Genomic DNA, 12,887 nt, shown 5'->3' with positions numbered 1-12,887 from the left:
GAGATTACTTTGCTTCCGACTTGCCGTCGTAGCGTGTCTGCCATTCCTTCAGGATGGCGGCGCGGTTGTTGGCTGCAAACTCGAAGTCGTTGTCGATCATCGCGTCCAGGAGACCTTCGGGGAAATGTTCCACCGGCTTGGCGATGCCCGGATAGGCCACCACGGCATAGCCCGTGTTGTACATTTCGTTGGCTTCCTTGGTGATCGAGAAGTCGAGCAGTTTCTGTGCCGCTTCCAGATTGGCCGTGCCCGCCACGATGGCCGAGGCTTCCATGTCCCAGCCCACGCCCTCGCTCGGGACGATGATTTCCAGAGGTGCGCCTGCCGCCTTGGACTTGGCACCGCGGAATGCAAAGGAGATCCCGATCGGAATTTCACCGGCCGCAGCCAGCTTGCAGGGCTTGGAGCCGGAATGGGTGTAGCGCGCAATGTTCTCGTGCAACGCGTCCATGTATTCCCAGCCGCCTTCCTCGCCGAACATCTGCAGCCAGCTGGAAACGTCGAGGAAGCCCGTGCCGGAAGAATTCGGGTTGGGCATGATGATCTTCCCGGCATACATCGGGTCGGTCAGATCCTTCCAGGAGGTCGGCGGCTTCAGCCCGGCCTTTTCGGCCTCGACCGTGTTGTAGCAGACCGCAGCCACCCAGGCGTCCATTCCGACCCATGCGGGCGGATTGTCCTTGTCGACGAACTTCTTGTCGAGTTCCCCCACGCCTGCCGGAGCATAAGGCTCAAGCATGCCTTCGGATTTCAAGAGAAGCAGAGAGGTCGCCGCCAGGCCCCAGACCACGTCTGCCTGAGGGTTGTCACGCTCGGCCAGCAACTTGGCTGTGATGATCCCGGTGGAATCGCGCACCCAGTTGATCTTGATGTCCGGATAGGTTTCGTTGAATTTTTCGGCGTAGCGCTGAAGGTCTTCCGCTTCGACCGCGGTATAGACCGTCAGTTCCGTTTCGGCGGCCGCGGAGCCTGCAAGCACGAAACTTGCCGCCAGTGACGCCAAAAGTACTTTTGTTTTCTTCATCATGTTCTCCTCTGCAATATCGCGCGACAATGGAACTCTGCGTTTCCTTTTATCGGCGGTCTGTTTGGCACGTTAGCGGTGCCAAAAAGTTTATTTTGCCGACCCCTTCACTGTGTGAGCGATCGCTTTTTCGTTTCCACCCCAACGACTGATGACGGGCTCACCCGCTCAACGTTCAATGCCGGGACAGCCACAGGTGAACCCGCACGCCTCCTGCGCGGGTTTATCGGCCATCCGCCAGGCAAGGGCGTGTTCATCATCCATCCTCACCCCCTTTCGGGCTCAGTCCAGCAAGTTCGATATTAACCCCAGCTTCCGCCAAAACCCGTGCAAGGCCATCGTCTGGCGGCGCATCGGTAACCAGCGTGTCGACCTGCTCCGGAGCGATCCCGCGATGGGGAGCACGCGTCTCGAATTTGAAATGGTCAACGACCATAAGCACCTTCGCGCTCACCTCGGCGGCAACCTTCCCCAGCTGGGCTTCATTGGCATTGGAGAACATGAAGCCGGCTGATGCGGAGAGTGCATCGGCACTCAGGATTGCCAGGTCGAAAGCAAAGGTTCTGGTTTGCGCTTCCGTCAGCGATCCGAATGTGCCGCGCTCGTCCTGCTGCATTTCACCGCCGAGCAGGTACACTTTGTTGCCGTTGTGATTTGCCAGGGCCTGGGCAACGCCTAAGGAGTTCGTCGCGATGGTCAGATCGGAATGGCCGCGCAGCTCCTCGGCGACGAAGGCGGTTGTTGTTCCAACGTCCAGGAACAGGCACATGCCGTCCTTCACATAGTCTGAAACGGCTACCGCGATCCGGTGTTTTTCCTTCTTGTGCCGTGTGATGCGGCTGAAAAAGCTGGGGTCGCCCTCGACATCGACAAGATAGACGCCACCATGCACCCTGGTGACGGCGCCGCCTTCCGACAACGCTTTCACGGCGCGGCGCACCGTTTCCTCCGAAACATTCAGTGCCACGGCAAGATCCGTGTTCCTTGCCGAGCCTCCCAGCCGCCTCAAGACGTTCAACAGTTCAACTTCTCTGTGGGAGTGAATGTTCATTTTTCAGCTCAAAGGACCCGCATTTCGGTAATTAACCCACAAATTCCACACTTTCACAATTCATTTTTCAGAAACCGGTCAAAAACACACATTTGTGCCCGGTTCCCTTTCGCCAGCAGCCAGTTTGGCATGTTCTCAGCACAAGAAAAGTCGATTATGTCTACCACTTCATAGGCTGAGCTTATGATGCTGGGCCCGTGTGCTCCGGCAGATGAATGGAAACACGTTTTATGCCGCTCAGGAAGCGTAATCCTAAGCGGCAAGTGAGAAATTTCCTTACCCAGCTAATGTTCTGGCTTGCGCGGATCTCCGCGTTGCCTGGCTATCCGTTGCGCGGACGTTCGCCTGACGGGTCATAGGGTGTGCGGATGTGGGCTTCTGCTTCCAGGCGCGTTCCCGCAAGGTCGATTTCCCACATGTGTCGCGAAAGGAAGGCCGCCGTGACCCTCTCAGGCGCATGCAACTGAACCAGGGCGGTCGCCGCTTTCAGCGTGTGCCCATAGGCCGCGGAGCGGACCTCACCGATTTCCCTGCCGTCACACAGGACCGCTTCACCGCCCCAGAGTTGCGCTCCGCCGTCTTTCAGCACCATCTGGACGATCCGGGTCTTGAGGTGATCCGGATCCGATTTGGCGGCCAAAAGTGCCTCCCTGCCGATAAAGCCTCCCGGCTTGTCGAAGTCGACGGCAAAGGTAAGCCCCGCCTGCAAGGGGGTGATGTCCGGCGTCAATTCCCGGCTCCAGGCCCGGAAGCCTTTTTCGAGGCGCAGGCCCTCAAGGGCGTAGTAACCGGCATCGCGAATGCCGTGGGTTTCGCCCGCGCGCATAAGATCTTCGTAGACCCCAACCGCGAATTCCACCGGAACGATCAGTTCCCAGCCGAGTTCGCCGACGTAGGTCATCCGGTTTGCCAGAACGGTTGCGTAGCCGAGGTCGATCGACTGCACAGTTGCGAAGGGAAAGGCTTCGTTGGAAAGGTCGGTCTTGGTGACCTTGGCCAGAACCTCGCGCGACTTAGGGCCCATCAGGGCGAGAACGGCCCACGAGCTCGTGACGTCGGTCAGGAAGACATGGGCGCTTTCATCGAAGTTCTTTCGAAGCCAGTCCGCGTCCCTGACGGCTTGGGCCGAACCTGTGATCAGCAGGAATTCGTCGGTCTTCAGGCGCAGAACCGTCAGGTCGCTCTCATAGCCGCCCCTTATATTCAGCAGACCGGTATAGACGGTCTTGCCGATTTCAACGTCGACATTTCCGGCACAGATCCGGTTGAGCTCCCTGCAGGCATCGCGTCCCTGGACCAGCAGTTTGGCGAAAGAACTCTGATCGAACAGCGCCACACCTTCGCGGACGGCCCTGTGTTCGGCGGCCACGGCCTCGTGCCAGTTCTGGCGGCCGAAACTGTAGTCGATCCCTTCGCCGGGGGCGGCGGCAAAATAATTGGCCCGCTCCCAGCCCATCTTGGAGCCGAAAACCGCGTTCTTCGCCGCCAGCCGGTCGTAGAGCGGTGAGCGGCGGAAGGGGCGGGCACTGTCGAGTTCCCGGTTCGGCCAGGGCATGGCGTAGTGCAGGCCCAGCACCTCCTTGACCCGGTCGTGCAGCCATGAGGGATTGTTGTTGAACCCGGCGAACCGGCGGATGTCGACGGCAAAGAGATCCATGGTCGGTGCGCCCTCGACGATCCATTCGGCGAGCGCCCGTCCGGCGCCGCCCGCGCTGGCGATCCCCATGGAATTGAAGCCGGCGCCGACGAAGAAGTTCTTCAGCTCCGGAGCCTCGCCCAAAAGGTAGTTGTTGTCCGGCGTAAAGCTCTCCGGGCCATTATAAAATTTGCGCACGCCGGTCTCGGCCATCTGCGGAACTCGGATCAGGGCGTTTTCCAGCAGGATTTCGAACTGCTCCCAGTTGTCGGGCAGCAGCTGGAAGAAGAAGTTGTCGGGAATGCCGTTCATGCCCCAGGGCTTGGCTTCCGGCTCGAAGCCGCCCATGACCAGGCCGCCGGTTTCCTCCTTGAAATAGATGTAACCGTCCGGGTCGCGCAGAACCGGAAGGTCGGGGGCAATGCCATCGATCTGTTCGGTGACGATGTACATGTGCTCGGCGGAGTGCAGGGGCACGCTGACGCCGCACATCTTGCCTATATTGCGCGCCCATTGGCCGGCGCAGTTGATGACCACTTCCGCCTCGATGCGTCCGCGATCGGTGGCAACGCCGCTCACCCGGCCCTTGTCTGTCAGGATGTCCGTGACCTTGATACCCTCGATAATGCGGGCACCGCGCATACGTGCCCCTCTGGCGAGAGACTGGGTCAGGTCGGTGGCGTTGGCCTTGCCGTCGCCGGGCATCCAGAGGCCGCCCTTCAGGTCCTCGACCTGCATCACCGGCCATTTTTCCCGCGCCTCCTCCGGCGTGATCACTTCCACCTCCACGCCCTGCGCCCGGGCGGCCGCCGCGGTGCGCAGCAGCATGGTCATGCGGTCGTCGGTTCGCGCAACGGTCACCGACCCGCATTCCGTCCAGCCGGTGGCAAGGCCGGTCTCTGCTTCAAGCTCGGAATAAAGTTGCGTCGAATAACGAATGAGGTTGGTCATCGCGGGGGTGCTGCGCAGCTGCCCGACCAGCCCGGCGGCATGCCAGGTCGTGCCGCAGCTGAGCTGCCCCTGTTCCAGCAGAACGATATCGGTATGGCCCATCTTGGCCAGATGATAGGCGACCGAGCATCCGACGATACCGCCGCCGACAATCACATATTGCGTTCTTTCCGGAAGGTTTGTTTCGGCCATGTAATGCACTCCGCGACAAGAGGGGATCTTGGCGGCAGAGTTTCATACTTTGCAAAACTTGGCAAATCTTTTCGTAATTTTGCAAAGGTAAGATATCGCGTCATGACCTGCATGCGGACCGGCAAACAAAAGGGCAGGGGAGTGCCCACGGCTTTTCTAAGCAAAATGGTGGTCTGGATTCTGAGGGAGAAGGAAAGACCTACCGCGCGACCTGAAGTTCGGTGTTTTTGAGCGCACGCAGGATATCACCATCCGGACGTTCGTCCGTCACGAGAATGGTACCCGGTGGTGCTTCCGGCATGACGACCTGGCCGATCACGCCGAACTTGGAATGGTCCGCCAGGATCATCGGTGTTTCCGCCTGTTCGAGCATGCGGGCTCTAAGGTCCGCGGCCTCGCGCGAGAAATCGGTAAACCCCGCCCGGGCGCTGAGGCCGCCCGCGCTGATGAGCGCGAATTCGGCGCGATAGCGCGACAGGTTCTCGATGACCTCGACTCCAAAGGTCGCGCTTTCGGCCAGATCGAGGCGCCCGCCCAGAACGACGACTTCCCGGCAGGCGGGGCCAATCAGCTCGGCCAGTTTCAGATCGTTGGTATAGACATAGAGCCCCTGGTGCCGCCGGCTCAGCGCTCTGGCAACTTCCAGCGTCGAAGACCCGTTGTCGATGATGAGGGAGGCATTGTCCGGTATCATCGCCGCCACAAGCGCGGCGATCCTGGATTTGCCGGCGGCGTTGCGAAGCACCCGGTCGGAAATCGGGGCTTCCTGCGTGACGATCGGCGTTGCGCCGCCCCGGATCTGCGCCAGCTTGCCCTGTTTGGCCAGCGTCTCGATGTCCTTGCGCACGGTTTCGCGCGAGACCCCCAGCCGCTCCGTCAGGGAGCGGATGGACACCGCCGGTTGCCGGGCCACTTCATCGAGAATGACGGCATATCGTTCGTCGGGCAGCATGCGGGCGGGTTCCTTTCCGATTGCGGCGAACTTGCCAACCTTTGCCAAGTTCTGCAAGAGGCCGGCGTCGTCCGGCGAAACGCAGATCCTTGTTCGGAACCAGCCAACAGATCGCTTCCTATTCCTGCTGCTACAGAGAACCTGCTTCCTCGATGGGCCCCCGGGTTATCGAGACAGTCCAGTCGATGAAGCATTTCAGTTTGGCGGGAACATATTTCTTGCTCGGGTAGATGAAGAAGAGGCCGCGCGCAGGCGCGGACCAATTCGGCAATACCGGAACCAGCCGGCCCGTTTTCAGATAGGGGGCCGCGGCAAAGTCGGGGCAAAGGGCGATGCCGATTTCCCCGAGGGCGGCATCAAGGGTTGCCTGATCGTCGTCCGTCACCAGTCGCGGCGGGCTTGTCTCGTGAAACACGCCTCCCGGTCCGTCCAGGTGCCAGTGCCGCACAAGGCCATCCGTCTGCCCGAGGGTCTTGATGAGGGCCGCTTCTGCCAGATCCGTGGGGGTTTCAAGCGGGCCGATGCGTGCGAGGTGGTTCGGCGCGGCGAACAGGCGGAAGGACGTGTCGCAGATGTGGCGCGAAATAAGGGTCGAGTCGTCGCTGCGGCCGCCGCGTATGGCACAATCGAACCCCATCTTGTTCATGTTCGCGATCTGGTCGGAGACCGAAAGGCTGACACTGATCCCGGGGTAGGCCTCCAGGAACTCATGCAGGCGCGGCAGGATGAAGGCCCGGGCGACAAGGCTGAGACAGGTGACCCGTAGCTGACCGGCGGGAGTGCCGCCAAGCGTGCCGAGTGTCTGCTCGACCGAGTCGATTTCTTCCAGGATGGCCGTGCACCGGTCGAGGTAGCCGGCGCCTTCCTCGGTGAGGGAGATGACACGGGTGGACCGGTGAAACAGCCGGATCGACAGCGCCGCCTCCAGATCCTGTATGCGTTGCGACACCCGCGTCCTGGGAACGCCGAGCAGCCGGGCGGCGGCCGTGAAGCTGCCGGATTGCGCGGCGGCAACGAAGGTCCGCATTGCCGTCAGCTTGTCCATGCGCGCGGTCTCCACATTGATAAACTTTATTGCACAGTAAAACCGGATTTCAACCAATTGTCCAAGTCACCTTCCGGTGTGAAGGTTCTTGCAATCGGAAACTGGAGCGTGTGTTGCCGTGACCCTGAAATGCGACCCCGAAACCGGCACCTGTCTTGTCGGGGAAGACAGCGACCGCCACGCGCCGGAGACCGTCCAAAATATACTCGTCACCTATGCCGGCGATCCGATGTGTTCGTGGTGCTGGGGCATGTCACCCGTCGTCAGCGACCTGGCCGAATGGTGCACGCAGCATGACATCGGGTTCCGCCTGCTGATGGGAGGGCTGCGTCCGGGAGGCGGCGATCCGTGGAACGAAGCCTTCAGGACATTCCTGCGCAACGAGTGGCAAACCATTGCCGCGAGGACCGGTCAGCCATTCGGCTATCGGCTGCTGGAGCGGGAACATTTCAATTACGACACCGAGCCGGCCTGCCGGGCCGTGGTCACCGCACGCTCGATGCTGGAAGGCCAGCCGGATTCATGCGGCAGGGAACTGCGTTTTTTCTCCGCAGTGCAGCGGAAGTTCTATGTCGGCGGCGATGATCCGAAGGAACTGGAATTCTATGAGGATATCTGTGTTTCGGTCGGGCTGGAGGTGAAAACCTTTGAAGACCGTTTCCGGTCGCCCGAAGCGACCTCTGAGACCCTGCGCGATTTCCGAATGGTCCGGCAACTCGGCATTCGAGGTTTTCCCACGATCGTCCTTCAGGACCGGGACGATGTGCACCCCGTTTCGGAAGGATACGCCCCCTTGCCGCAACTGACCGCGCGGCTGAAGGCGCTCGGTGCCGGTTGAGCCATGGGGATCATGAGCAAACAAGACAGAGAGGAGACCGGTATGCCGGTAGTATTTCAGGTGGACTTCCCGTTCAACGGGCCCTGGGGAGAGGATCTTGCCGCGGCGATGGCTGACCTTTCCGCGGACATTGCCGGTGAGCCCGGCCTGATCTGGAAGATCTGGACCGAAAACCCGGATACCGGCCGCGCCGGTGGCGTCTATCTGTTCGAGACCGGGGAAGCTGCCCGGAACTACGCCGCCAAGCATCTGGAACGGCTCGAAGCCTTCGGAGTGTCCGGCATCGTCCACCACCAGTTTCAGATCAACGAGAGCCTGTCCGGCATCACACGATTTACCGGCAAAGGCTGACATGAGCGGGCCGCGGAACCCGTGATCAGGCAGGTGAAGAGGAAGCCCGGAAGCTACTCGGAAACAAACAAGCAGAGGAGGAGAATGGAAGATGAGCAAGGACCTGGAAGGCGGGATCACCCGCAGCGGCACCGGCTATGACGGGGTGGAATGGAACATCCTGGGCCAGAAGTATTTCCCGAAAGCATCCTGTGAAACGACGTTTGCATTTGAAACCAACTCCGAACCCGGGCAATTCGTGCCCGTGCATATCCATCCTACCCAGGACGAATTCATCCTCGTTCAGGAAGGCGAGCTGGAACTGAAGCTCGACGGCGAATGGACGACGGCCAAGGCCGGTGATCTCGTGCGCATGCCGCGCGGTATTCCGCACGGCTATTTCAACAAGTCCGACAAGCCCGCACGCGCCCTCTTCTGGGTATCGCCTGCGCGCAAGCTGCCGGCCCTGTTCGAGGTGCTTCACGACATGACCGACGTCGAGGCGGTCGTCCGGGTCTCGGCCGAGCATGAGGTCGACTTCCTGCCGCCGGAAGCCAACGACTGACCAGGACGCCCGCATCCTTAAGGGTGCGGGTATTCTCGAAATGTTCGCCGCGCCTGCAACACTGACTGTCTGGCACTGGCGGGTGTTTTCGGCGTCAGCCGGAAAACTGCACACCCGAGACCTGGGCCCGCAAGCGCGGATCCTGCGACTTGATCTGGACAGGGCGCCCGTCCAGCAGTTCTCGGCACCGCTCCAGCGTTTCCGCTTCCAGCCGCGCCATCGCCTCTTCCGTGTAAAAGGTCAGGTGCGGGGTGAGGATCACGTTCGCCCGTCCGAACAGCGCACTCAGCGGATGGTTTTCCAGCGCCAGAGGCTCCTGCGAAAAGACGTCCAGTCCCGCGCCCGCGATCCAGCCTTCATCAAGAGCCTTGATCAGCGCCACCTCGTCGATGATGGCGCCGCGGGACACGTTGATCAGGGCGGCTGTCGGCTTCATCGCCTTGAGTTCCGCTTCGCCGATCAGGTGCCGGGTGCTGTCGTTCAGGACCGCGTGGATCGTCACGAAATCGGACTGTTCGAGCAGTTCCTGCAAAGTTTCGCACTTTTCCGCGCCATGGACGGCCATCTCTTCCGCCGGCATGCCGGGATTGTACGCAACGACACGCGCACGGAAACCGGCGCCTGCCATGCGGGCCATGCTGCGGCCGATCTTGCCCAGACCGATGATGCCGACCGTGCTTTCCGCCAGATCACGCCCGATCCAGGCCGGTTCCGGCCAGGCCCAGCCTTCGCTTTGCATCACGCGGCCGAGAGCCGGCAGGCGCTTTGCCAGCGCGATCATCAGGGCGAAGGCGCCTTCGGCAACGGTCTCTTCCGCGTATTCGGGGATGTTGACGACCGGAATCTTGTGTTCGATGGCCGCGGGAATGTCGATCGCGTCGATGCCGACACCGTATTTCACGATGCCGCGCAGCTTGGGGGCCGCTTCGATCACCTTGCGCGTGACCGGCGTGTAGCACATGAGCAGAAGATCGGCATCGGCCACCTCGCGGATCAGGTCCGCTTCCGCAATGCCGTCCGGCAAAAGGACGAGTTCGTGCCCCAGGTCCCGCAGGGCCGCGTCTGCGATCGGCATTTTGAGTTCCCGGTCCGTACGAACGATTTTCATGAAACTCTCCTGATAAATTCAGCTTGTTGCACCGATCATTACAATGCCTGCCGTGACAACAATCGACGCGATGATGCGCCGCCCCCTGGGCCCCTCGTGAAACAAGATCACGCCGATCAGGGCTGCGAAGATGACGGACGTTTCCCGCAAGGCGCTGACAAGGCCGAGCGGAGCAAGGGTCTTCGCATAAAGCACAAGACCGTAAGCCGCACTGGCAACCACACCGCCGGCAAATCCGAGCACGAGTTGTTTTGCCGACAGAACGCGAACCCGGTGCATCCTTGTCGGCAAGATATAAAGGGCGACCAGTAGTTCAGCCGTGAACAGCCAGCCGATATAGGCACCGGAATGACCTGAAAGGCGCACGCCGATGCCGTCGATCAGGGTATAGGTGCTTATCGACAGACCGACCGCGAGTGCCGCATATATCCCGGCCTTTGGCAGAGCGCCAGAAAACGCCTTCCACGCCAAAACCAGGATACCGATCGAGACCAGAACGACACCGGCCCAGGTCCCGATCGGCAGGACTTCTCCAAGCCAGATCTGGGCCGCCAACGCCACGATCACGGGCGCGACGCCGCGGGCAACAGGATAAATCAGGCTGAGATCGCCGAGGCGATAGGCATTGTTGAGCAACCAGAAATACAGCCAGTGTACAACCATGGAGGCCACCAGCCAGGGCAAGACCTCCGTCTCCAATGCCGGAGAAACCGCCAGGAGAATGAGCCCGGCAGGCACAGTCCCGAGGGCTATCAGACCAAGCATGACGGTCCGATCTTCCGCGCCTTTGACGAGGGCGTTCCAGACCGCGTGAAACAACGCGGCCGCGAGAACGACCAGGAAGACAGTGGTGCTCACGCCGCCTCTTTGATCGCACCGATCACGATGTCCAGCGCCCGGTCCAGATCTTCCTCCGCAATCGTCAGGGGAGGCGACAGCGTCAGCACGCAACCCTGGCTGATCTTGAAGCTCAGCCCTGCCTCGAGGCAGGCGTAATAGATCCGCTCGGCCCGCGCGTTGCCGGGGGTCTTGTCGGCCCGGTCGTCGACGATCTCGATGCCGAACATCAACCCGCGGCCACGGATGTCGCCGACGATGGCGACGTTCAGAAGCTCGCTGTTCAGCCTCGTCATGGCATGATCGCCGAGTTCGGCGGAGCGTTCGACTAGACCTTCTTCCTTGATGATCTTTATCGTGGTCAGGGCAGCCCGGGCGGTCACCGGGTTCTTTTCATGGGTGTAGTGGCCGATGGCAAAATCACCGCAGACGTCCAGATCCTCACGCGCAACACAGGCGGCAATCGGCAGGATGCCGCCGCCGAGCGCCTTGCCGACGGTGACAATGTCCGGAATGATCTCGTCGTGTTCGAAGGCGAACATGCGCCCCGTCTTGCCGAGGCCGGTCGGGATTTCGTCCATGATCAAAAGCGCGCCCCGGCGGTTGCAGGCCTCGCGCACCGCTTTCCAGAAACCGGGGGGCGGGACGTAGGGCACGGCGCGCATCGGCTCGGCGATGACGGCCGCCACATCGCCCTCGCGCTCCAGGACGAAGTCGACCATTTTTGCACAGGCAAGGCCGCAGGTTTCCGGCCCCGGATGGTTGTAGGGGCAGCGGTAGCAGGCAAAGGGCGCCACGTGTTCGGTGCCCGGCAGCAAGGGGCCGGCGATATGGCTGCGGAAGGTGGCTTCGCCGCCGACGCTGGCAGCTCCAAAGCCGGCGCCATGGAAGGCATCCCAGAAGCTGACGGTCTTGAACCGCTTCGTTGCCGCACGGGCGATCTTGAGCGCCACTTCGTTGGCATCCGACCCGCCGGTCGTGAACAGCACCTTGCGGAGGTCGCCGGGCGCGATCTCGCCAAGTTTTTCGGCAAGTTCCACGGCCGGATCGTTGGTGAAGCGGCGCGGCGAAAAGGGCAGGTCGTCGAGCTGAGCCTTGATCGCCTCGATCAGGCGCGGATGGCCATAGCCGATGTGGTGCACCGAATTGCCATGGAAATCCATGTAGCGGCGCCCGTCCATGTCCTCGATCCAGATGCCTTCTGCCTTGGCGATGGTCGACACGCAAGGCGAGGACAGCGACTGGTGCAGGAAGGCATCCGCGTCGCGCTTCAGGAGCGGTGCGGAGTTGGGGCCGATGGACTTCTCAAGCCAGGCCTTGCGGGCGCCGGACGTATTGGATTCGCCTTCTGTGTGAACGATCTGCGCCATGGCCTGTCCTTGAGTTCATAAAAAGGCGGCAGGGGAGGCCGCTGAAGTCCGATGAGCTCTCGCTCCGCGAGAGAGTTATCCGGAGCCGGGTCATCCGTTTCGATGTCCGGCTCCGGATCGTGGTCGCTGCGATGGGGTCAGCGTGGCCAGGGCAGGGAGTAGGTCTTGACGTTGGTGAAGAACTTCATGGCCTCCTGAACGCCTTCCTTGACGGCGTTGCCGCTGTCCTTGATGCCGCCGAAGGGCGACATCTCGATGCGGTAGCCGGGTTGCTCCCAGATGTTGCAGGTGCCGACGTTGAGCCCGTCGATGTAGGCAATCGCCCGGTTGAGGTCGTTGGTGCACACGCCCGAACTCAGGCCGAACTCGGTCGAGTTGGAAATCGCCATGACCTCTTCGTCATTGTCCGGAACCCGGACGATCGGAACGATCGGACCGAAGGTCTCTTCCATCACCAGTTCGCTGTCGTGCGGCACCTTGTCGACGACGATCGGCGGGAGCAGGGCGCCGTTGCGGCCGGGGTGGTAGAGGATCTCTGCGCCCTGTTCGGCAGCCATCAAGACGCGCTTTTCGAAGAGTTCGGCGGCCTGGGCATGAACCACGCAGCCGAGCTGCGTTTCCGGATCCATCGGATCGCCGAACCGGATCGCCTTGGCCTTTTCCAGGACCATCGGCACGAAACGGTCGGCCACGCTTTCCTGTACGAGAATGCGTTTCACCGCCGTGCAGCGCTGGCCGGAGTTCCCGGTTGCCCCGGCAACGGCGATGGTGGCCGCCTTTTCCAAATCCTCGTCGGACAGGTCGTTCAGAACGATCAGCGGGTCGTTGCCACCGAGTTCGAGCACGGTGCGCTTGTAGCCGGCCTTCCGGGCGATCATCTTGCCGACCGGCACGCCGCCGGTGAAGGTGATGATGTCGATGTTCTCGTTCAGGATCATCTCGTCGCCGATGTCCTTCGGCCAGCCGGTCACCACCTGGAACATCTCCG

12 protein-coding genes are annotated in these 12,887 nt (G+C 61.4%); 3 read left to right on the top strand and 9 right to left on the bottom strand.

The annotated features are described in order from the left end of the window. Positions 1 to 4 precede the first annotated feature (4 nt). The 5 genes from ACQY7U_RS10205 to ACQY7U_RS10185 all read right to left on the bottom strand — a co-directional run bounded on the left by ACQY7U_RS10205 (position 5) and on the right by ACQY7U_RS10185 (position 6,851). Positions 5 to 1,024: a putative 2-aminoethylphosphonate ABC transporter substrate-binding protein gene (locus tag ACQY7U_RS10205; RefSeq protein ID WP_428644094.1), complete on the bottom strand. Its 1,020-nt coding sequence runs from the start codon at positions 1,022 to 1,024 to the stop codon at positions 5 to 7. 256 nt (positions 1,025 to 1,280) lie between these two features. Beyond that, positions 1,281 to 2,075: a DeoR/GlpR family DNA-binding transcription regulator gene (locus tag ACQY7U_RS10200; protein WP_428644092.1), complete on the bottom strand. Its 795-nt coding sequence runs from the start codon at positions 2,073 to 2,075 to the stop codon at positions 1,281 to 1,283. A gap of 322 nt (positions 2,076 to 2,397) precedes the next feature. Further along, positions 2,398 to 4,854, bottom strand: a complete 2,457-nt coding sequence (locus ACQY7U_RS10195; protein ID WP_428644090.1) for a GcvT family protein — start codon at positions 4,852 to 4,854, stop codon at positions 2,398 to 2,400. Between the two features lie 199 nt (positions 4,855 to 5,053). After that, the gene (locus ACQY7U_RS10190) at positions 5,054 to 5,806 is read right to left on the bottom strand and encodes a DeoR/GlpR family DNA-binding transcription regulator (protein WP_428644089.1); all 753 of its coding nucleotides are present in this window, start codon (positions 5,804 to 5,806) and stop codon (positions 5,054 to 5,056) included. 130 nt (positions 5,807 to 5,936) lie between these two features. Continuing rightward, positions 5,937 to 6,851 (bottom strand): LysR family transcriptional regulator, encoded by a 915-nt coding sequence (locus ACQY7U_RS10185; protein ID WP_428644086.1) that lies wholly within the window; start codon positions 6,849 to 6,851, stop codon positions 5,937 to 5,939. Between the two features lie 118 nt (positions 6,852 to 6,969). Between ACQY7U_RS10185 and ACQY7U_RS10180 the strand changes: the two genes are divergently transcribed. The 3 genes from ACQY7U_RS10180 (at position 6,970) to ACQY7U_RS10170 (ending at position 8,584) form a co-directional block, all read left to right on the top strand. Continuing rightward, positions 6,970 to 7,689 carry a DsbA family protein gene (locus ACQY7U_RS10180; protein ID WP_428644084.1) on the top strand — a complete coding sequence of 240 codons (720 nt, stop codon included), beginning with the start codon at positions 6,970 to 6,972 and terminating at the stop codon, positions 7,687 to 7,689. 42 nt (positions 7,690 to 7,731) lie between these two features. Next, a complete protein-coding gene (locus ACQY7U_RS10175; protein ID WP_428644083.1) occupies positions 7,732 to 8,040 on the top strand; it encodes a monooxygenase in 309 nt (102 codons plus the stop codon). A 91-nt stretch (positions 8,041 to 8,131) separates the two neighbouring features. Continuing rightward, on the top strand, positions 8,132 to 8,584 hold the full coding sequence (locus tag ACQY7U_RS10170) for a cupin domain-containing protein (protein WP_428644081.1): 453 nt from the start codon (positions 8,132 to 8,134) through the stop codon (positions 8,582 to 8,584). Positions 8,585 to 8,678: 94 nt separating this feature from the next. Here ACQY7U_RS10170 and ACQY7U_RS10165 read toward each other — a convergent pair whose 3' ends face one another. The 4 genes from ACQY7U_RS10165 to ACQY7U_RS10150 all read right to left on the bottom strand — a co-directional run. Further along, positions 8,679 to 9,692 (bottom strand): C-terminal binding protein, encoded by a 1,014-nt coding sequence (locus ACQY7U_RS10165; protein WP_428644079.1) that lies wholly within the window; start codon positions 9,690 to 9,692, stop codon positions 8,679 to 8,681. Between the two features lie 18 nt (positions 9,693 to 9,710). Further along, positions 9,711 to 10,550 carry an EamA family transporter gene (locus ACQY7U_RS10160; RefSeq protein WP_428644078.1) on the bottom strand — a complete coding sequence of 280 codons (840 nt, stop codon included), beginning with the start codon at positions 10,548 to 10,550 and terminating at the stop codon, positions 9,711 to 9,713. Continuing rightward, positions 10,547 to 11,899 (bottom strand): (R)-1-hydroxy-2-aminoethylphosphonate ammonia-lyase, encoded by a 1,353-nt coding sequence (gene pbfA / locus ACQY7U_RS10155; protein ID WP_428644076.1) that lies wholly within the window; start codon positions 11,897 to 11,899, stop codon positions 10,547 to 10,549. Before pbfA ends, ACQY7U_RS10160 begins: the two co-directional genes overlap by 4 nt. A gap of 137 nt (positions 11,900 to 12,036) precedes the next feature. Further along, on the bottom strand, positions 12,037 to 12,887 hold an 851-nt coding region (locus ACQY7U_RS10150; protein WP_428644075.1), incomplete at its 5' end, for an aldehyde dehydrogenase family protein.

It is taken from the genome of Roseibium sp., from assembly GCF_050301095.1.
Classification (GTDB): domain Bacteria; phylum Pseudomonadota; class Alphaproteobacteria; order Rhizobiales; family Stappiaceae; genus Roseibium.
Note: the sequence above shows the minus strand (reverse complement) of the source record. Positions and strands in the feature narration are given on the sequence as shown.

Coding starts and splice junctions, on each gene's coding strand:
- ACQY7U_RS10205 (WP_428644094.1), bottom strand. CDS start 1,024: ATGAAGAAAACAAAAGTACTTTTGGCGTCACTGGCGGCAAGTTTCGTG.
- ACQY7U_RS10200 (WP_428644092.1), bottom strand. CDS start 2,075: ATGAACATTCACTCCCACAGAGAAGTTGAACTGTTGAACGTCTTGAGG.
- ACQY7U_RS10195 (WP_428644090.1), bottom strand. CDS start 4,854: ATGGCCGAAACAAACCTTCCGGAAAGAACGCAATATGTGATTGTCGGC.
- ACQY7U_RS10190 (WP_428644089.1), bottom strand. CDS start 5,806: ATGCTGCCCGACGAACGATATGCCGTCATTCTCGATGAAGTGGCCCGG.
- ACQY7U_RS10185 (WP_428644086.1), bottom strand. CDS start 6,851: ATGGACAAGCTGACGGCAATGCGGACCTTCGTTGCCGCCGCGCAATCC.
- ACQY7U_RS10175 (WP_428644083.1), top strand. CDS start 7,732: ATGCCGGTAGTATTTCAGGTGGACTTCCCGTTCAACGGGCCCTGGGGA.
- ACQY7U_RS10170 (WP_428644081.1), top strand. CDS start 8,132: ATGAGCAAGGACCTGGAAGGCGGGATCACCCGCAGCGGCACCGGCTAT.
- ACQY7U_RS10165 (WP_428644079.1), bottom strand. CDS start 9,692: ATGAAAATCGTTCGTACGGACCGGGAACTCAAAATGCCGATCGCAGAC.
- pbfA (WP_428644076.1), bottom strand. CDS start 11,899: ATGGCGCAGATCGTTCACACAGAAGGCGAATCCAATACGTCCGGCGCC.